17 protein-coding genes are annotated in these 19,470 nt (G+C 74.6%); 11 read left to right on the top strand and 6 right to left on the bottom strand.

What is annotated here, in order from left to right:
• Positions 1–27: 27 nt before the first annotated feature.
• Positions 28–1,209, bottom strand: coding sequence for an ABC transporter substrate-binding protein (locus tag AC1WTP_RS05920; RefSeq protein WP_481648211.1), 1,182 nt, complete (start codon positions 1,207–1,209; stop codon positions 28–30).
• A gap of 447 nt (positions 1,210–1,656) precedes the next feature.
• Here AC1WTP_RS05920 and AC1WTP_RS05925 point away from each other — a divergent pair, with 447 nt between their 5' ends.
• From AC1WTP_RS05925 to AC1WTP_RS05940, 4 genes are all read left to right on the top strand, one after another.
• A complete protein-coding gene (locus AC1WTP_RS05925; RefSeq protein WP_481648212.1) occupies positions 1,657–4,743 on the top strand; it encodes a sensor histidine kinase in 3,087 nt (1,028 codons plus the stop codon).
• Positions 4,740–5,147, top strand: coding sequence for a roadblock/LC7 domain-containing protein (locus AC1WTP_RS05930; RefSeq protein WP_007465177.1), 408 nt, complete (start codon positions 4,740–4,742; stop codon positions 5,145–5,147). Before AC1WTP_RS05925 ends, AC1WTP_RS05930 begins: the two co-directional genes overlap by 4 nt.
• An 86-nt stretch (positions 5,148–5,233) precedes the next feature.
• Entirely contained in the window at positions 5,234–5,599 is a 366-nt protein-coding gene (locus AC1WTP_RS05935; protein WP_447134688.1) for a DUF742 domain-containing protein, read from the top strand.
• On the top strand, positions 5,580–6,203 hold the full coding sequence (locus AC1WTP_RS05940; RefSeq protein ID WP_447134689.1) for a GTP-binding protein: 624 nt from the start codon (positions 5,580–5,582) through the stop codon (positions 6,201–6,203). The genes AC1WTP_RS05935 and AC1WTP_RS05940 overlap by 20 nt, the downstream gene beginning before the upstream one ends.
• Before the next feature lie 17 nt (positions 6,204–6,220).
• On the opposite strand, the gene AC1WTP_RS05945 is transcribed toward AC1WTP_RS05940, so the two are convergent.
• From AC1WTP_RS05945 to AC1WTP_RS05965, 5 genes are all read right to left on the bottom strand, one after another.
• On the bottom strand, positions 6,221–7,309 hold the full coding sequence (locus AC1WTP_RS05945; protein ID WP_447134690.1) for a uroporphyrinogen-III synthase: 1,089 nt from the start codon (positions 7,307–7,309) through the stop codon (positions 6,221–6,223).
• Positions 7,310–7,657, bottom strand: coding sequence for a nitrite reductase small subunit NirD (gene nirD / locus AC1WTP_RS05950; RefSeq protein WP_481648213.1), 348 nt, complete (start codon positions 7,655–7,657; stop codon positions 7,310–7,312).
• A complete protein-coding gene (gene nirB / locus AC1WTP_RS05955; RefSeq protein ID WP_481648214.1) occupies positions 7,654–10,167 on the bottom strand; it encodes a nitrite reductase large subunit NirB in 2,514 nt (837 codons plus the stop codon). The genes nirD and nirB overlap by 4 nt, the downstream gene beginning before the upstream one ends.
• Positions 10,168–10,243: 76 nt before the next feature.
• A complete protein-coding gene (locus AC1WTP_RS05960; RefSeq protein ID WP_481648215.1) occupies positions 10,244–11,674 on the bottom strand; it encodes an FAD-dependent oxidoreductase in 1,431 nt (476 codons plus the stop codon).
• Between the two features lie 67 nt (positions 11,675–11,741).
• Positions 11,742–13,877 (bottom strand): molybdopterin oxidoreductase family protein, encoded by a 2,136-nt coding sequence (locus AC1WTP_RS05965; protein ID WP_481648216.1) that lies wholly within the window; start codon positions 13,875–13,877, stop codon positions 11,742–11,744.
• A gap of 147 nt (positions 13,878–14,024) precedes the next feature.
• On the opposite strand from AC1WTP_RS05965, the gene AC1WTP_RS05970 reads away from it, so the two are divergent.
• The 7 genes from AC1WTP_RS05970 (at position 14,025) to glmM (ending at position 19,416) form a co-directional block, all read left to right on the top strand.
• Positions 14,025–14,738 (top strand): methyltransferase domain-containing protein, encoded by a 714-nt coding sequence (locus AC1WTP_RS05970; protein WP_481648217.1) that lies wholly within the window; start codon positions 14,025–14,027, stop codon positions 14,736–14,738.
• Positions 14,739–14,771: 33 nt separating this feature from the next.
• Positions 14,772–15,029, top strand: coding sequence for a DUF6364 family protein (locus AC1WTP_RS05975; RefSeq protein WP_447134696.1), 258 nt, complete (start codon positions 14,772–14,774; stop codon positions 15,027–15,029).
• Positions 15,019–15,312 carry a type II toxin-antitoxin system PemK/MazF family toxin gene (locus tag AC1WTP_RS05980; protein WP_481648218.1) on the top strand — a complete coding sequence of 98 codons (294 nt, stop codon included), beginning with the start codon at positions 15,019–15,021 and terminating at the stop codon, positions 15,310–15,312. The genes AC1WTP_RS05975 and AC1WTP_RS05980 overlap by 11 nt, the downstream gene beginning before the upstream one ends.
• Before the next feature lie 124 nt (positions 15,313–15,436).
• Positions 15,437–16,822 carry an MFS transporter gene (locus AC1WTP_RS05985; protein WP_481648219.1) on the top strand — a complete coding sequence of 462 codons (1,386 nt, stop codon included), beginning with the start codon at positions 15,437–15,439 and terminating at the stop codon, positions 16,820–16,822.
• A gap of 191 nt (positions 16,823–17,013) precedes the next feature.
• The gene (gene rplM, locus AC1WTP_RS05990) at positions 17,014–17,457 is read left to right on the top strand and encodes a 50S ribosomal protein L13 (RefSeq protein WP_447134699.1); all 444 of its coding nucleotides are present in this window, start codon (positions 17,014–17,016) and stop codon (positions 17,455–17,457) included.
• A gap of 20 nt (positions 17,458–17,477) precedes the next feature.
• Positions 17,478–17,942 carry a 30S ribosomal protein S9 gene (gene rpsI, locus AC1WTP_RS05995; RefSeq protein ID WP_018784602.1) on the top strand — a complete coding sequence of 155 codons (465 nt, stop codon included), beginning with the start codon at positions 17,478–17,480 and terminating at the stop codon, positions 17,940–17,942.
• 115 nt (positions 17,943–18,057) lie between these two features.
• Positions 18,058–19,416 (top strand): phosphoglucosamine mutase, encoded by a 1,359-nt coding sequence (gene glmM, locus AC1WTP_RS06000; RefSeq protein ID WP_481648220.1) that lies wholly within the window; start codon positions 18,058–18,060, stop codon positions 19,414–19,416.
• Positions 19,417–19,470: the final 54 nt, after the last annotated feature.

Here is a 19,470-nt window from a genome sequence, read left to right on the forward strand (position 1 = left end):
TTGTTGCGGGGTCGGAGCAGGAAGGCCTCAGCCGGCCAGGCGCCAGCGCCCATTCCGAGCTACCAGCGTGGTGAGCGCCTGCGGCATCAGCCCCGAGTGGTTGTCCGGGGTCATCCGGATCGGCCCGGACAGGCCGTCCATCTGGGACGTCTCCAGCACGTCCCGGATGCCGTCCCGGTTCACCCGCCCGGCCGACCCACCGGCGCGCAGTTCGGCGTCCGCGATGAGCTGCACCGCGTCCGCGGCGAACGAGGAGGAGCCGTGGTAGCCGCCGAAGCGGGCGGTGTAGTCCTGGAACCACTGCCGGCGGGCCGCCTTCGCCGGGGTGGTGGCGATCACATCGTCGATCACCATGGTCTGCGTGAAGATGAGCGTGGCCCGCTCGGTGGCCCGCGCCGCGGCGCCGAGGAAGAGGTCGCCCGCGGCCGAGGCGTCGAAGAAGAGCGACCCGTCGAAGCCGGCCTGCTGGGCCGAGGTCGCGGCGAGCGTCGCCTGCTCCGGCGGGGTCCACACGACCAGCGCGTCCGGCTTGCGCGCGGTGAGCGCGCCGATCTGCTGGCCGACCTCGGTCGCGGTGTTGCGTACCGGCTCCTCGCGCACCAGCTTGATGTTGGCCTTGCCGAACTCGCTGCGCAGCGCGGCGAGCCCCTCGCGGCCGTAGGTGTCGTCGCTGTGCAGCACACCGACCTTGCGGACGCCGGCGCGGCGCAGTTCGGTGGTCAGGGCGGCGGCGCTGTCGGCCGCGTTGGGGGCCAGCTTGAAGACGTACCGGCGCTCGGCGACCGGGCTGGCCACCGCGCTGGACGCGGCGAGGGCGATGGTGGGGATGCGCTTCTCGTCGATGGCCCGGGCGGCGCCGACGGCGCACTCGTTGCAGCCGCCCATGATGATCGCGCTGACCCGGGAATCGTCGCTGAAGTCGGTGATGTTGCGCAGCGACTCGCTCGCGTCGGACCGGTTGTCCTTCACCTTGAGTTCGATCTTCCGGCCGTTCAGTGCGCCGGAGGCGTTCAGCTGGTCCACCTTGAGCTCCAGGGCCCGCTGGTACGCCTTGCCGACCGGCGCCGCCGCACCGGAGAGTTCGAGGTCCGCGGCGATGACGATGGGACTCGTGTCCTGCTCCGCCGCGCCGAACTGGCAGCCGGTGAGCGTGGTGGCCAGCAGGGCCGATGCGAGCACCGCGGTGGTCGCGGAGCGGATGGGGCTCAACTCAGTCCTCCAGGTGCGGCGCGGGCGCTGCCCGGTCACCGCCGGGTTGTCCGTCCTCAGTGGAGGGACGGTAGGGGTCTGCCGTACGGTGTGCGCGAAGCCTGCAAAACCTTGCCAACGCCGCGCGCTGCGGTCAAGCGGCGGTACCCGGAGGCTTTTCGGGATGCAGATCCCACATGTTGGGGTCACGAGATGTTTGCAAACGCTCACGCTACCGACACGACTGACCACTCTGGAGACACATGCCCTGTTCAGGGGCTTGGGGAAATGTAGGTATCAGTTGACCGGATCACGGGGTGCGTGCCGTCCGACCGTTTCCTGCCCGCCTGCGGCTTCCCAAACATCTTCTCGTCTGATGAAATCGCGGCCGTGCCGCGCGTGGCGCTGGCCGCTGCACCAGGCACGGGTCGGCGGGTCAGGCGTGGGAGAAACGACGGAGGCGATGTCGTGAGCACCGGACCGACGACCCTGCCCGAAAGCGGCGACAACCGTTCGCGCACCCGCCGCCGGTTGCCCCGTCTTCGTGACGCCCGGATCCGGTCCAAGCTCGCGCTGATCCTCGTCGTCCCGGTCGCCGCCGTGATCGCCCTCGCCACCGTACGGCTGGTCTCCGTCGGTGAGGGCGCGTTCGACGCCACCCGGGCCCGGTCCCTCACCGCGCTCTCCATCGACGTATCCGCGCTCACCCAGGCCGTGCACGCCGAGCGGATGGCGGCGGCCGCCTTCCTGGCCAGCCCGCAGCAGCAGGCCGACGCGTACAACCTGCGGGTGCGCCAGACGCAGCAGCGGGTCGACGAGTACCGCGCCGAGCGCGGCCGGATCGGCGAGGCGCCGGCGGCGGTCCGGGACCGGCTGGCGGCCATCGACGGCCACCTGGAGACGCTGGACGGCACCCGGCAGGAGGTGCTCGACCGGCAGCAGATGGCGGTCGCCGAGGCGTCGCTGCGCTACGGGGTCATCCTGGCCGACCTGGTCGCCTACGGCGACGGGCTGGCCCAGCTGCCCGGCGACGAGCGGCTGGCGGACAGCCGGCGGGCGGTGGCGGCCTTCGCCCGGGCCAAGGCGGCGGTCGCCGAGCAGGAGTCGGTCGCATTCACCGCGCTCAGCAGCGGCCAGCTCGACGAGGAGCAGTTCTCCTCGTTCGTGGCCACCCAGACCAGCCAGCAGGAGGCGCTGCTCGCCTTCTTCCTGGCCGCCGACCCGGCCCAGCGCGCCCTGGTCGACAACACCGTCTCCGGCGACGCGGTCGTGCTGGCCGACCGGCTGACCGCCGACATCACCCGCTCGGTCGGGCAGCGGGCGCTGGTCACCGCCCAGGACGCCACCACCGCCATCGGCGCGGTCAACGACCTGATGCGGTGGGCTGAGATCCAGCTGCAGGACCGGCTGCTCGCCCAGGCCGAGGAGGCCCGTTCGGCGGTGATCCGGCAGGCCGTCATCGAGTCGGCGCTGGTGCTGCTCACCCTGCTGATCGCGGTGACGCTCGCGGTGGTGCTGGCCCGCTCGCTCAACCACTCGCTGCGCCGGCTGCGCGAGGGCGCCCTCTCGGTGGCCAACCACGACCTGCCGGACGCGGTGCAGCGGCTGCAGACCATGGGCAGCGTCGGCGAGGGCGGGGTCGACGACATCGTCCGGCAGGTGCGCGACCCGATCAAGCTGGACAGCCGGGACGAGGTGGGCCAGGTCGCGCTCGCCTTCAACGTGGTTCACCGGGAGGCGGTCCGGGTCGCGGCGGAACAGGCCGCCCTGCGCACCAGCGTCTCGGCGATGTTCCTGAACCTGGCCCGGCGCAGCCAGACACTGGTCGACCGGATGATCGGCGAGCTGGACGCGATCGAGCGCGGCGAGGAGGACCCGAAGCGGCTGGCCCAGCTCTTCGAGCTTGACCACCTGGCCACCCGGATGCGCCGCAACGACGAGAACCTGTTGGTCCTGGCCGGCGCCGACTCCGCCGTGCCGCGCCGCGACGACGCCCTCCTGGTGGACGTGCTACGGGCCGCGCAGTCCGAGGTGGAGCTCTACAACCGGATCGAGTTCGGCACGGTCGACACCGACGTCTCGGTCGCCTCGCACGCGGTCAACGACGTGGTCCGGCTGGTGGCCGAACTGCTGGACAACGCCACCCGGTTCTCGCCGCCGAACACGATCGTGGTCGCCGACGGCCGGCGGATCCGCGACTACGTCCTGATCCAGATCGAGGACCGGGGCCTCGGCCTCTCCGACGAGCAGCTCGACTCGCTCAACCGGCGGTTGGCCGCCCCGCCGAGCGTCGACGTCGCGGCGTTCCGGCTGATGGGCCTGGCCGTGGTGAGCCGACTCGCCGCCCGCTACGGCATCCGGGTGGACCTGCGCCGCAACGTCGAGGGCGGCACCGTCGCGCAGGTGACGCTGCCCGCCGCCACGGTGGTGCTGCCGAGCCTGCGCAGCCGGGACCAGGCCATCACCCGGCCGCGCCAGCCGCTCGCGGTCGAGCAGAACCCGCTCACCCCGGCCGGCCTCGGTGAGCCGCTCGCCGGCCGGACCGCCGCGGCCACCCTGCCCGACCAGTGGCGGACCGAACCGCCGGCGCCGTGGCCGGCCCGGGAACAGGTCCGGGACAGCACGCCCACCGTGCAGGCGGGCGGCCCGCCGGCGACCCACCCGACGCTCACCCCGCCGCCGCCGGCCCAGCCGGGCTTCGACGCCGACCAGGCCGGCCTGCCGGCCGGCGGCCGCTCCACCCTGGACCGGCTGCCCCGGCGCACCCCCGGCGCGACCGCCGACGGGGGGCCGGTGCTGCCGGCCGGCCCGGTCGCCGGTACCGCCGCCCCGACGCCCGCCCCACCTCCGGTCGCGGCGAGCGGCAGCGCCCCGGGCAGCGGCTTCGGCGGCGGGCTGGGCGCCAACCTGGCCGCCACCGCACCCCTCGCACCGCCCGCCGCGCCGATCACCCCGCGGCGCGAGCAGCCGGCCGAGGCGCCGATCTTCCGGGAGATGGAAGCGGTCTGGTTCCGCTCGCACGGCGACGACGTGACCACCATCTTCGCCCGGCCCAACTTCGACCAGGACCCGCCCGCGCCGACGGCCTCGGCCACCGGTGGGCAGCGCCGGGCGACGGGCACCCCCGCGCCGCCGCCACTGCCCACCCGTACCCCCGGGACGTCGGCCATGTCGACGCCGGCCCAGCCCGCGCCGGCCCAGGCCCCGCCACCGCCGTCGTACACTCCACCGGCCACGGACGCGTCGGCCACGGCGGCGCCGGCCGCCGCGCCGGACCCGGACGCGTGGCGGACGGCGGCCGACGAGGGCTGGTCCCGGGCGAGCCGGGCCGCCGAGCCCACCACCGGCGGGACCACCCGGTCGGGGCTGCCCAAGCGGGTGCCGCAGGCGCAGCTGGTGCCCGGCGGCATCGAACCGCGCGGCGCCCGGGCCCGCACCCGGCGCACGCCGGACGACGTACGTGGCCTGTTGTCGGCCTACCACCGCGGCGTACAGCGCGGGCGGTCGGCCGGGACGGACCAGAACAGCACCTCGACCAAGGAGACGAGCCGATGAACAGGCCAGCTGCGATGCAGGACATGGGTTGGCTGCTCACCAACTTCGCCGACAGCGTGGCGGGTATCGCCCACGTGGTGGCGGTGTCCGCGGACGGGCTGCTGCTCGCCTCCTCCCGGGACCTGCCGGGGGACCGGGCGGACCAGCTCGCGGCGATCACCTCCGGGGTGGTCAGCCTGACCGAGGGGGCGGCCCGGATGTTCAGCGCCGGTGGGGTGCTGCAGACGGTCATCGAGATGGACAGCGGCTACCTGTTCCTGATGTCCATCAGCGACGGCTCGTCGATGGCCGTGCTCGCCGCCCGCAGCTGCGACGTCGGCCAGGTGGGCTACGAGATGGCGCTGCTGGTCGAGCGGGTCGGCGCCGCGCTGGTGCCGCTGCCCCGGGACGCGGTGCGTTCGTAGCGGGCGGCGACGCGCCGGCCCGCGCGTCGACCAGGGACAGGTATCCGGTGCCGTCGGGCTCCGGTCGGGGAGGGAGGTGACCGCGGATGGAGCACCGCCGTGCGGACCCGCGTGGCGAGCTCGTGCGCCCGTACGCGGTCACCCGCGGCCGCACCGAGCCCCGACAGGACATCGCCCTGGAGGCGGTGCTCTCGGCCAGCCCCACGGCGGCGGCCGAGGCCCGGTTCGCCGGGCACGACAAGCACCGCATCGCCACGGTCTGCGAGGGCCGGGCGCAGTCACTGGCGGAGATCGCCGCGTACACCCGGATGCCGCTGGGGGTCGCCCGGGTGCTGGTCGCCGACATGGTGGCCGAGGGCCTGCTGACGCTACACACCGCCGCTCCGGCCGAGGGCTACGAGGAGCGGATGAACCTGCTGGGAAGGGTGCTAAGTGGACTTCGCGAACTATGACCCCGCCGGGGCGAGCCGCAGCCGGGAGATCATCTCCGCGAAGATCGTGGTCGCGGGCGGCTTCGGCGTGGGCAAGACGACCCTGGTCGGGGCGATCTCCGAGATCACGCCGCTGACCACCGAGGCGGTGATGACCGCGGCCGGCGTCGGCATCGACGACCCGTCGAAGGTGCCGGGCAAGGAGACCACCACGGTCGCCATGGACTTCGGCCGGATCACCATGGCCCAGGATCTGATCCTCTACCTCTTCGGCACGCCGGGCCAGACCCGCTTCTGGTTCATGTGGGACGAGATCATCCGGGGCGCGGTGGGCGCCGCGGTGCTGGTGGACACCCGCCGGATCACCGACGCTTTCGCGCCGCTGGACTACTTCGAGAACCGCAACCTGCCGTACGTGGTGGCGCTTAACCGGTTCGACGGCGCTCCCGAGTACGAGCTGGGCGAGATCCGGGAGGCGCTGGCGATCTCGCCGGACGTGCCGCTGGTGATGTGCGACGCCCGGCGGCGCGAGTCGGTGAAGCAGGTGCTGGTGACCGTGGTCGAGCACGCCATGCTGCGGCTGCAGGCCGAGCACGGCCGGGGCTTCCCGACCCCGGTCGGCTGACCGCCCCGGGCGGGGGGCTAGTCGACGCGGAGGCGGTAGCCGCGCTTGACGACGGTCTGCACGACGCGGGGAGCGCGCAGGCCGGCACGGAGTCGGGCCACCGCCATCTCCACGGCGTGCTCGTCCGCGCCGCGCGGCAGCGTGCGCAGCAGCGCGGTGCGGGAGAGCACCCGGCCGGGGGAGTGGGCCAGCGCCCGCAGCACCGCCATCGGGGCCGGCGCCAGCGGGCGCAGCTCGCCGTCCACCACGGCGGCGTGCCCGCGCAGGGTGACCAGGTGACCGGCCACCTTCAGGGTGACCGTCCGGCGCGGCAGCTCGTCGACGATGGTCCGCACCAGCGCGCCCAGCCGGGCCCGGTTCGGCGCGCTGACGGGCACCCCCCGGCGCAGCAGGGGTTCCGCGGTCACCGCCCCGACGCAGCTGGCCAGCACGTCGCCGCGGAACGCGTCCAGCACCGCGTCGGTGCGGTCGCCGGCGGCGCGCAGCAGCGCCTCCGCCGCCGGGGCCGAGGTGAAGGTGACCGCGTCGACCAGCCGCGCGGCGACCAGGTCGATCAGCCGGTGCAGCGGGGCCGGGTCGGTCGGCGGGGCCCACCGGTAGACCGGCACCTCGATCACCGTGGCCCCGGCCGCCTCCAGGGCGAGGGTGCACTCCGGCTGCCGCTCACCGTGCAGCTGCATGGCGATCACCTGCCCGGCCACCCCGCGCCGGCGCAGGTGGTCGACCACCTCGTCGCAGCTCTCCGAGGCCGGCGACCACTGGTCGTGCAGGCCGGCGGCGCGGATCGCCCCGCGCGCCTTCGGCCCCCGGGCCACCACGTACGCCTCGGCGAGCACCGACCGCAGCGGCTCGGCCAGCCCCCAGCCCTCGGCCGCCTCCAGCCAGCCGCGCATCCCGATGCCGGTGTTCGCCATCACGATGTCCGGCGGCCGGTCCAGGCAGGCGCGGGTGGCCTCGCGCAGTTCGGTGTCGTCGGCCAGCGGCACGATCCGCAGGGCCGGGGCGAGCACCACCCGGGCGCCCCGCCGCTGCAACAGGGCGGCGAGTTCGTCCCGCCGTCGGTCGGCGGTCACCCCGATGGTGAAGCCGGCCAGTTCGTCGCGCATTCACCCCTCCTGTCGCAGCCGCACCTCGACCACGCCGTCGCGGCAGCGCACCTCGTGCCGGGTCACGGACGTCCCCGCCAGGTCGAGGCAGTGCCCCGTGCGCAGGTCGTACACCTGCTTGTGCAGCGGGGAGGCGATGGTCGGCACCCCGCCCCGACTGCCCACGATCCCCCGGGAGAGCACGTACGCCCCGGCGACCGGATCGAGGTTGTCCACCGCGAACACCTCGCCCGCGGTCCGGAAGAGCGCCACCTGCACGCCGTCGACCAGGGCGGCGACGCCCCGGTCCGGTTCCAGCCGGTCCAGCGGGCAGACCGGGGTCCAGGTCAGCAGCATCGCGGTGGTCATCGGCGTACCTCCGGCAGTCCCAGCGCGACCGGCTGGCGGGCCGCGGGCGGTCGGCCTCCGGCCGGCACCGGCTGGCCGCGTTCGAGGGTGAAGGTGATGGACGGGTCGGGCACGTCGGGGGCGTTGACGAAGGAGGTGAACCGGCGCAGCCGGTCCGGGTCGTCGAGCACGTCGCGCCACTCGTCCGAATAGGACTCGACGTGTCGGGCCATCGCCGCGTCCAGTTCGGCGCAGAGGCCGAGCGAGTCGTCCACGATCACCGACCGCAGGTGGTCCAGGCCGCCCTCCATCGCCTCGATCCAGGCGGCGGTGCGCTGGAGCCGGTCCGCGGTGCGGATGTAGTACATCAGGAACCTGTCGATCAGCCGAATCAGCGCCTCCGTGGACAGATCGGTGGCGAACAGGTCGGCGTGCCGGGGCCGGAAGCCGCCGTTGCCGCCGACGTACAGGTTCCAGCCGGTCTCGGTGGCGATGACGCCGAAGTCCTTGCTGCGGGCCTCGGCGCACTCCCGGGCGCAACCGGAGACCGCCGACTTGATCTTGTGCGGGGCGCGCAGCCCGCGATAGCGCAGCTCCAGCGCGATGGCCAGCCCGACCGAGTCCTGCACCCCGTACCGGCACCAGGTGGACCCGACGCAGGACTTCACCGTCCGCAGGGCCTTGCCGTACGCGTGGCCGGACTCGAAGCCGGCGTCCACCAGGCGGCGCCAGATCCGCGGCAGCTGCTCGACCCGGGCGCCGAACAGGTCGATCCGCTGCCCGCCGGTGATCTTCGTGTAGAGCTGGAAGTCCCGGGCCACCTCGCCGATCACGATGAGCTTCTCCGGGGTGATCTCGCCGCCCGGGATCCGGGGCACCACCGAGTAGCTGCCGTCGCGTTGCAGGTTGGCCAGGAAGTGGTCGTTGGTGTCCTGCAACGACGCCTGCTCGCCGTCGAGCACGTGGCCGGCGCCGAGCGAGGCGAGGATCGAGGCCACCACCGGCTTGCAGATGTCGCAGCCGCGTCCCCGGCCGTGCTCGGCGATCAGCCGGGAGAAGGTGCGGATGTCACGGACCCGGACGATGTCGAACAGCTCCTGGCGGCTGGCGTCGAAGTGCTCGCAGAGTGCCGTCGACTGCCGCACCCCGGCGGCGTCCAGCAGCTGCTTCAGCATCGGCACGCAGGACCCGCAGCTGGTGCCGGCCCGGGTGCACGTCTTCAGCGACGGCACGTCGGCGCAGCCGCCGGCGATCGCGTCGTCGATGTCGGCGCGGGTCACCGCGTTGCAGGAGCAGACCTGGGCGGTGGCGGGCAGGGTGCCGGCCCCCGCGCCCGCGCCCTCGGGGGCGAGCAGCGCCAGCGGGGGCGCGGGCAGCGGCCCGCCCACGCTGGCCCGCAGCGTCGGGTACGCGCTCGCGTCTCCCACCAGCACCCCGCCGAGCAGGGTCTTCGCGTCGTCGGAGAGGACCAGCCTGGCGTAGACCCGGGTGGCCGGGTCGGTGAACGTCACGTCCAGGCAGCCCGGGGTGGCGCCGTGCGCGTCGCCGAACGAGGCCACGTCCACGCCGAGCAGCTTCAGCTTGGTGGCGGTGTCCGCGCCCGGGAAGGTGGCCGCGCCGCCCACCAGCCGGTCGGCCACCACCTCGGCCATCGCGTAGCCGGGCGCGACCAGGCCGTGGCAGGCGCCGTCCACCGCGGCGCACTCGCCGACCGCCCAGATCCGCTCGTCGGCCGTCCGGCAGGTGCCGTCGACCAGCACCCCGCCGCGCGGGCCGAGCGGCAGCCCGGCCGCCCGGGCCAGCTCGTCGCGGGGGCGGATGCCGGCCGCCACCACCACCAGGTCGGCGTCGACCGTGCTGCCGTCGGCCAGCTCCAGGCCGGCGACCGTGCCGTCCGGGCCGGGCCGGATCGCGGTGGTGGCCGTACCGAGGTGGGTGGCCACGCCCAGCTCGTCGACGTAGCGGCGGAGCATCGCCCCGCCGGCGGTGTCGACCTGCACCGGCATCAGCCGGGGCGCGAACTCGACCACGCTGGTGGCCAACCCGAGCAGTCGGAGCGCGTTCGCCGCCTCCAGCCCGAGCAGGCCACCGCCGATCACCGCGCCGGTGCGCCGGCCGCGGGCGTGCTCCCGGATCGCCATCAGGTCGTCCAGGGTGCGGTAGACGAAGACCCCGGGCAGGTCCGCGCCGTCGACCGGCGGCACGAAGGCGTACGAGCCGGTGGCCAGCACCAGCGCGTCGTACGGGTACTCGCCGGCCGCGGTGCGCACCACCCGCCGGTCCCGGTCGATCGCGGTGGCCGGCTCGCCGAGGCGCAGCTCGACGCCGGGGTGCGGGGTGTGCAGGTCGAGCTCGTCGGCGCCCACCCCGTCGAAGAACGCCGAGAGCCGCACCCGGTCGTACGCCGGCCGGCGCTCCTCGGCGAGCACCGTCACCTGCCAGCGTCCCCCCGGGTCGCGGGCGCGCAGCGCGTCGAGCAGGCGCTGCCCGACCATGCCGTTGCCGACCACGACCAACCTGCCGGCGCTCATGACGGCACTCCGCCTCGTCGGGTGCCGTCATGCGGCACCGTCGCCCCGGGTCTGCTGATTCGCTCGTTCCGGTCGCTCATCGCGTCACCTCCACCGAATCCACCTCGGACAGCCAGTCGACGATGCCGGCCACGGCGTCCCGGCAGCCGCCGCAGCCGGTGCCGGCCCGGGTGGCCGCCACCACCGCGTCGACCGTCCGGGCGCCGGAGCGCCAGCAGCTCACCAGCGCCCCCTTGCTGACGTTGTTGCACTGGCACACGGTCGCCGCGTCCGGCATCAGCGCCGGGGAGGCGGCCGGCGCCGCGGCGGGCGCGCCGAGGGCCCGGCCGAGCAGCAGCGACCGGCGGTCGGCCGGCACCGGCTGGCCCCGGTCGAAGAGCTGGATCACCGTGCCGACCGCCGGGTTGTCGCCGAGCAGGATCGCGCCGGTCAGCCGCTCGTCGCGGATCCGCAACCGGGCGTACGTGCCGCGGGCCGGGTCGGCGAAGGTCAGCTCCTCGCCCGGCCCGCCGTCCGGGTCGCCCATCGCGGCCAGGTCGATGCCGGCGGCCTTGAGCCGGGTCACCACCGGGCGGGGCCGGTAGCGGGCCAGCGGGTCCTCCCCGGTCAGCACCTGCGCCACCACCCGGGCCTGCGCCCAGGCCGGGGCGACCAGCCCGGTCAGGGTGCCGTCGTGCTGGGCGCAGTCGCCGATCGCGGAGATCCGCCGGTCGCTGGTGCGCAGCCGGTCGTCCACCAGCACGCCCCGTTCCACGGCCAGTCCGGCCGCCGCGGCGAGCGTGGTGTCGGGGCGTACCCCGCAGGAGAGGACCAGCAGGTCGGCGGTGAGCGTCCGGCCGTCGGCCAGCGCGAGCCGGACCTCGTCGGCGTCCGCGGCCAGCCCGGTGGCGGCCACCGCGAGGTGGGTGGTCACGCCGAGGCCGGCGAGCGTGTCGGCGAGCACCGCCGCGCCGGCCGGGTCGAGCTGCCGCTCCATCAGGTACGGCACCGGGTGCACCACGCCGACGTCCAGTCCCCGGGCGGCGAGCCCGCGGGCCGCCTCCAGCCCGAGCAGCCCGCCGCCGAGCACCAGGGCGCGGCGTGCGCCGCGGGCCACGGCGAGGATCCGCCGGCAGTCGTCCAGGGTGCGGAACGCGGCCACCCGCGGGGGCAGCCGGTCGCCGGCCAGCCCGGGCAGCGGCGGCACGATGGCCCGGCTGCCGGTGGCCAGCACCAGGTGGTCGTAGCCGATCCGGTCGCCGTCGTCGGTGCGTACGGTGCGCCCGGCCCGGTCGATGGCGGTCACGGCCACCCCGGTCCGCAGGTCGACGCCCTGGCCGGCGACCTCGGCCAGCTCCACGTCCGGCTCGCCGACCTTCCCCGCCAGCAGGGTGGACAGCATGATCCGGTTGTACGCCCGGTGCGGCTCCGCGCCGAGCACGGTGACCTTGCGGTCCCGGGCGTGCAGCTCGCTGGCGAGCCGGGCGCCGGCCATCCCGTTGCCGACGATCACCACCCGCTCGCTCATGGCCGACCGCCGCTGCGCTCCGGTCGGCCGTGCGGCGCCACCGGGCTGTGCCGGCTGATCCGCTCGCTCACGACTCCTCCACCCTCTCCACCCGGACGGCGCAGATCTTGAATTCCGGCATCCCGGAGACCGGGTCCACCGCGTCGTTGGTGACCGAGTTGGCCCGCCCCGCGCCGCCCCAGTGGAACGGGGCGAAGACGGTGTCCGGCCGGATGGCCGGGCTGAGCCGGGCCGGCGCCCGCAGCTCCCCCCGGCGGGAGACGACCCGGACCGGCTCGCCGTCGGCCACCCCGAGCCGGTCGGCCAGGTCGGGGTGCAGCTCGACGAAGGCCTCCGGGGCGGCCCGGCGCAGCGCCGCCACCCGCCGGGTCTGGGTGCCGGACTGGTACTGCGCGAGCACCCGGCCGGTGGTGAAGTGCAGCGGGTACTCGGTGCAGATCTCCTCGGCCGCCGGGCGGTGTTCGACCGGGTGGAACCGGGCCCGCCCGTCCGGGGTGGCGAAGCGGTCGGCGAAGAGGCGGGGCGTGTCCGGGCCGTCCTCGTCCGGGCAGGGCCACCAGACACCGTCGGCGGCGTCGATCCGCTCCCAGCTGACCCCGGCGTAGTCGGCGGGCCCGCCGGCCGAGGCCCGGCGCAGCTCGGCGAAGACCGTCTCCGGATCGGTGGGGAAACCACCGTCGGCGTCGGGCCCCCCGGCGGTGTCCAGCCGGCGGGCCAGCTCGGCGAGGATGGCCAGGTCGGTGCGGACGCCCGGGGGTGGCTCGCGCAGCGCCCGGCGGCGCAGCACCCGACCCTCCAGATTGGTCATCGTGCCGTCCTCCTCGGCCCACTGGGCGGTGGGCAGCACCACGTCGGCCAGGGCCGCGGTCTCGGAGAGCAGGAAGTCGGCGACCACCAGCAGGTCGAGGTCGCGCAGCCGGCCCTCGACGCGGCCGGCGCGGGGCGCGGAGACCACCGGGTTGGAGCCGAAGACCAGCAGCGCCTTGGGTCCGGCCGGGGTGCCCAGCGAGTCCAGCAGCTGGTACGCCGGCACGCCCGGCCCGGGCAGTTCGTCGGCCGGCACCCCCCAGACCCCGGCGACGTGCTCCCGGGCGGCCGGGTCGTCGATCCTGCGGTAGCCGGGGAGCTGGTCGGCCTTCTGCCCGTGCTCCCGGCCGCCCTGCCCGTTGCCCTGGCCGGTGAGGCAGCCGTAGCCGGAGCCGGGCCGGCCGGGCAGACCGAGGGCGAGCGCCAGGTTCACGAAGCCGGTGACCGTGTCCACGCCCTTGGCGTGCTGTTCGGCGCCGCGCGCGGTGAGGATGATGGCCCGCTCGGCGGTGCCCAGCGCCCGGGCGGTCGCCTCCAGGTCGGCCACCGGCACTCCGGAGAGGGCCTCGGCGCGGGCCGGCCACCAGCCCGCCACGCCGCGGCGGACCGCCGCGAAGCCGGTGGTGCGGGTGTCGACGTACGCCCGGTCGACCCAGCCCTCGGTGAGCGCGACGTGCAGCAGCGCGTTGGCCACCGCGAGGTCGGTGCCGGGCAGCGGTTGCAGGTGCAGGTCGGCCAGCCGGGCGGTGGCGGTGACCCGGGGGTCGACCACGATCAGCCGCCCACCGCGCTCGCGCTGCTCGGTCAGCCAGCGCACCAGCGGGGGCATGGTCTCCGCCGGGTTCGCCCCGACCAGCAGCAGGGTGTCGGCCCGCCCGAGGTCGGCCAGCGGGAACGGCAGGCCACGGTCGACGCCGAAGGCGCGCAGCCCGGCCGCCGCCGCCGAGGACATGCAGAACCGGCCGTTGTAGTCGATGTGCCGGGTACGCAGCGCCACCCGGGCGAACTTGCCCAGCGCGTACGCCTTCTCGTTGGTCAGGCCGCCGCCACCGAAGACGGCGACCGCGTCCGGTCCGTGTCCACGCTGGACGGCGCGGATGCCGGCGGTGATCCGGTCCAGCGCGGCGTCCCAGCTCGCCGGGCGCAACTCGCCGGTGCCGGGGTCACGCAGCAGCGGCGTGGTCAGCCGTTCGGGGTGGTCGAGCAGTTCGGCGGCGGTCCAGCCCTTCTGGCACAGGCCGCCGCGGTTGGTGGGGAACCGCCGGGGGAGCACGGCCACCCGGCCGGCCTCCTCGCGCAGTGTCATTCCGCACTGGAGGGCGCAGTACGGGCAGTGCGTCGCCACCTCCCGGGGCGACCGCCCCGGTCCGGTCGCCGACCGTGCACCGTCTGTCATGTCGGCAAAGCGTGCCGGCGGGCGGTTTCCGGGCCGGGTCCCGTTTGTTTCGGTCCTGTCAAGAGCGGCTCACACCGCACCGAGGCGGCGAGCCGGACCGCAACGTCTAGGATGTGGGAGAAGAGTCCTACATTTCGGGAGGGTGTCGTGAGTGTGGCGGAGGCCTTCGACGCGGTGGCCGGCAGCTACGACGAGGCCCGCCGCCGGTTGGTGCCCTGCTTCGACGCCTTCTACGGCACCGCGGTCGAGGTGGCCGCGCCGCCGCTGCGGGCGGCGCTGGCGGCGGGGCGTACCCCGGAGGTGCTCGACCTGGGCGCGGGCACCGGGCTGCTCTCCCTGCTGCTCGCCGCCGCCGTGCCGGGCATCCGGGTGACGCTGGTCGACGCCGCGCCGGCGATGCTCGCCGTCGCCGCCGACCACCTGCGCGCCCGGGGCGTGCCGCACCGGACGGTGCGCGCCGACCTGACCGAACCGCTCCCCGACGGCCGGCACGACGCGGTGGTCAGCGCGCTGGCGATCCACCACCTCGCCGACGCCGGCAAGCGGGACCTCTACCGGCGGTCGGCCCGGGCGCTGGCCCCCGGCGGCGTGCTGGTCAACGCCGAGCAGGTCGCCGGCCCGACCCCGGAGCTGGACCGGCGTTACCACGAGGTCTGGCTGGCGCAGATCGCCGAGCTGGGCGCCGGCCGGGCGGAGATCGACGCCGCACTGGGCCGGATGGCGTACGACCGGCCGGCGCCGGTCGCCGCGCAGTGCGGCTGGCTGGCCGAGGCGGGCCTGGTCGACGTGGACTGCTTCTTCCGGCAGTGGCGGTTTGCCGTGTTCGGCGGCCGGCGCGAATCGGATGACCAGCTCGGATGACTGCTGGTCATACCGATGGGTAGGCTGTCCGGCATGACAGCCAAGGTGACCCTGTCGTTCTCCGACGAGACGATCGAGGAGGCCCGCCGGTTCGCCAAGCGCGAAGGGCTCTCGCTCTCCGCCTGGATGGACCAGGCGGCCCGGGAGAAGGCGCTGCGCGAGGTCTTCACCGCGCACGCCGCCGCCGTCGGCCGCGCCGGGCTGGATCTGGAGTCCGCCGCCCTCGCCGACGCCCGCGAGGTGGACATGGTCGACGACGTGCTCTTCGGCGGACGCCCGCGTGCTGCGTAGGGGCGAGGTCTGGCGCATCTCCGGCGCCCGGGAACGGTTCGGCCTGGTGATCAGCTCCGACGTCTACAACTCCACCGACGTGCCGATCGTGATCGTCGCCGAGGTGGTCGAGGAGTCGCTGCTGCGCGACTCGCCCCTGGCGGTGCCGATGGGCGGCTACGTGGTGATGCCCGACCGGCTCTCCTCACCGATGAAGAAGTGGTTCACCGAGTGCGTCGACGTCGCCGACACCGACACCATGCAGCGGGTCGGCCGGGCGCTGCGGATCCTGCAACAGCTCTGACAGCTCACCGGCGGCGCCGGCCGGACGTGCGATCTCCGTTTCCGGCCCGACCCGCGACGGGCACCGCCGGGTAATCCCCGGTTCCTAGCGTTCCTCCACGTCACACCGACGAGGAGGAGTCGCCGTGAGCACCCTGGCCCCCACCACACCCCCGGCCGAGGCGGCCCCGGCCGCCGCCGGGCGCCGGCACCGGATCGACGACTGGCGCCCCGAGGACCCCGACTTCTGGCGGGCGACCGGGGCGCGGATCGCCCGGCGCAACCTGTGGGTCTCGATCTTCGCCGAGCACGTCGGCTTCTCGGTGTGGAGCCTGTGGTCGGTGACCGTGCTCTTCCTCGGCCCGGAGTACGGCATCGACCCGGCCGGCAAGTTCCTGCTCACCGCCGTGCCGGCCGCGCTGGGCGCGGTGCTGCGGCTGCCGTACACGCTGGCGGTGGCCCGGTTCGGCGGGCGGAACTGGACCATCGTCAGCGCGCTGCTGCTGCTCCTGCCGGCCGTGCCGATGACGGTGCTGCTCGAACCCGGCGTCTCCTACCCCACCCTGCTGGTGCTGGCCTGCCTCACCGGCGTCGGCGGCGGCAACTTCGCCTCCTCGATGGCGAACATCAACCTCTTCTTCCCGCAGCGGCTCAAGGGCCGGGCGCTCGGGCTGAACGCCGGCGGCGGGAACCTGGGCGTGCCGGCCGTGCAGCTGGTCGGGCTGGCCGTGCTGGCCACCGCGGGCGCCGCGTACCCCCGGCTGGTGCCGGCGGTCTACCTGCCGCTGATCGTGCTGGCCGCGCTCGCGGCGGCGCGCTGGCTGGACAACGTCCCCGGCGCCCGCAACGAGCCCGGCGCGCTGCGCGAGGCGGCCCGGGACCCGCACACCTGGGTCATGTCGCTGCTGTACATCGGCACCTTCGGCTCGTTCATCGGCTTCGGCTTCGCCTTCGGCCAGGTGCTCCAGCTCCAGTTCGCCGACCGCTTCCCGACCCCGGTGGACGCGGCCTGGCTGACCTTTCTCGGCCCGCTGGTGGGCTCGCTGATCCGGCCGGTCGGCGGGCACCTCGCCGACCGGCTCGGCGGGGCCCGGGTGACGTTCTGGAACTTCGTGGCGATGGCCGCCGGCGCCGGGCTGGTGCTGTACGCCTCGCGGGAGCGCTCGTTCGGGCTCTACCTGACCGGTTTCCTCGCCCTGTTCGTCTTCTCCGGGATCGGCAACGGCTCGACCTACAAGATGATCCCGGCGATCTTCCGGGCCCGGGCGGTCGCCGCGGTGGCCGCCGGGCGGCGCGACCCGGCCGGGGCGCAGCGCTGGTCCGGGCGGATGACCGGGGCGCTGATCGGCATCGCCGGCGCGGTGGGCGCCTCCGGCGGGCTACTGGTCAACGTCGCCTTCCGGCAGTCGTTCCTCACCCGGGGCAGCGCGGACGCGGCGTACCTCGCCTTCATCGCCGCCTACGCGGTCTGCTTCGCGCTGACCTGGCTGGTCTACCTGCGGCCGGGGCCGCGTCGGCTGGCCGGGGTGTGACCTCTACCATGGGCCCGTCGGCCGGCCACGCGGGGCGGCACCCCGTTTTGACCTGCCGACGGGGCGCCGGGTATCGTTGCCTGCTGTTGTACGACATCCAGCGGCGTGCCCCTGAGGTACGCTTGGTCGTTCGTGCGCGCCTGGTCACCTCGGCGCGCGACCCCAGACCGACGACGAGACAAGGTAGACCTGTGCGTACGTACAGCCCGAAGCCGGGTGAGATCGAGCGTCAGTGGCACGTCATCGACGCCTCTGATGTCGTGCTGGGCCGCCTGGCCACCCACGCCGCCACGTTGCTGCGTGGTAAGCACAAGCCGACTTTCGCGCCGCACGTCGACACGGGCGACTTCGTCGTCATCGTGAACGCGGGCAAGGTCGCGCTGACCGGCAACAAGCGCCAGACCAAGATCGCCTACCGGCACTCCGGATACCCGGGCGGCCTCAAGCAGGTCGGCTACGAGGAGCTGCTCAGCAAGCGTCCCGAGCGGGCCATCGAGCTGGCCGTCAAGGGGATGCTCCCGCACAACAAGCTTGGCCGTCAGCTGATCAAGAAGCTGAAGGTCTACGCCGGTGCCGAGCACCCGCACGCCGCGCAGCAGCCGGTGCCGTTCGAGATCAAGCAGATCGCGCAGTGAGCGCGGGCGAAGGAATCAGCATGACCGACATCACCGCCACCGAGGTTGCCCCCGAGGCCACCGAGGCGCCGGCGCCCGTCGCCCGCGCGCCTCGTGGTGACCGCCCGATCCAGACTGTGGGCCGCCGCAAGGAGGCCATCGTCCGGGTCCGCATCGTGCCGGGCACTGGCAAGATCACCTGCAACGGCCGTGACCTCGAGGCCTACTTCCCGAGCAAGGTGCACCAGCAGCTGATCAAGGACCCGCTGGTCACCGCCGAGAAGCCGGAGGCGTTCGACGTCATCGCCAACCTGCGGGGCGGCGGCACCACCGGTCAGGCCGGCGCGCTCCGGCTGGCCATCGCCCGGGCGCTGATCGTCAGCGAGCCGGACGACCGCCCGGCGCTGAAGAAGGCCGGCTTCCTCACCCGGGACGCCCGGGTCAAGGAGAGCAAGAAGTACGGCCTCAAGAAGGCCCGCAAGGCTCCCCAGTACTCGAAGCGCTGACCTTCAGCGGCACGTTGTACTTCTGACGGACGGCCGGTCCGCCTCCCCTCGACGGGGAGGTGGGCCGGCCGTTCCGCTTTCTCCCCATCGGCAGTTTCAACGGAGGTTGGCGGGTATGGGCCGGTTGTTCGGCACGGACGGCGTACGCGGGCGGGCGAACGCGGATCTCACCCCCGAGTTGGCGCTCGCGGTGGCCGTCGCCGCCGCCCACACGCTCGCCGAGACGGATCGGAGCCATCCGCCGCTCGCCGTGGTCGGCCGGGACACCCGGGCCAGCGGCGAGATGCTGGAGGCCGCCGTGGTGGCCGGTCTGGCCAGCGCCGGGGCGAACGTGGTCCGGGTCGGCGTGCTGCCCACCCCGGCCGTGGCGTTCCTCACCGCGGAGGCCAAGGCCGACCTCGGGGTGATGCTCTCCGCCTCGCACAACCCGATGCCGGACAACGGGATCAAGCTCTTCGCCGCCGGCGGGCACAAGCTGCCGGACGAGATCGAGATGCGGATCGAGGCGGCCGTCGAGGCGAACGCCACCACCGCGTGGGAGCGGCCGACCGGCGCCGGGGTGGGCCGGGTGCACGACCTGCTCGACGGCGCCGACCACTACGTGCAGCATCTGGTCGGCACGGTGCCGCACCGGCTGGACGGGATCAAGGTCGTGGTCGACTGCGCCAACGGCGCGGCCGCCGAGGTGGCCCCGGTGGCGTACCGGGAGGCCGGTGCCGAGGTGATCGCGATCCACGCCGAGCCGGACGGGCTCAACATCAACGACGGGTGCGGCTCCAACCACATCGAGGCGCTGCGCGCCGCGGTGGTCGAGCACGGCGCGCACCTGGGCATCGCGCACGACGGCGACGCCGACCGGTGCGTCGCGGTGACCGCCGACGGCGACGAGGTCGACGGCGACCAGGTGATGGCCATCCTGGCGCTGGCCATGCGGGAGGCCGGCACGCTGACCGGCGAAACCCTGGTCGCCACGGTGATGAGCAACCTCGGCCTGCGGCTGGCGATGTCCCGGGAGGGCATCCGGCTGGTCGAGACCAAGGTCGGCGACCGGTACGTGCTGGAGGAGCTGCGGGCGTCCGGGCTGGCGCTGGGCGGCGAGCAGAGCGGGCACATCGTCATGCCCACGTACGCGACCACCGGCGACGGCGTGCTGACCGGGCTGCACCTGATGTCCCGGATGGCGGCGACCGGGAAGTCGCTCGCCGAGCTGGCCGCCGTGGTGACCCGACTGCCCCAGGTGCTGATCAACGTGCCGGTCGGCGACCGGACCGTCGGCGCGGCCGCGCCCGCCGTCCGGGCCGAGGTCGAGCGGGCCGAGGCCGAGCTGGGCGAGACCGGCCGGGTGCTGCTCCGCCCGTCCGGCACCGAGCCGCTGGTCCGGGTGATGGTCGAGGCCGCCACCGAGGCGACGGCCCGCGGGATCGCCGAGCGGATCGCCGAGCAGGTCCGCACCGCCAGCCCCGCACACGCCTGACCGTCCGCACCGCGGTCGGGCCCCGCGCGCCCCGGATCACCGCCAGCTCGACGG

The sequence above is a fragment of the Micromonospora sp. R311 genome, from assembly GCF_056780015.1.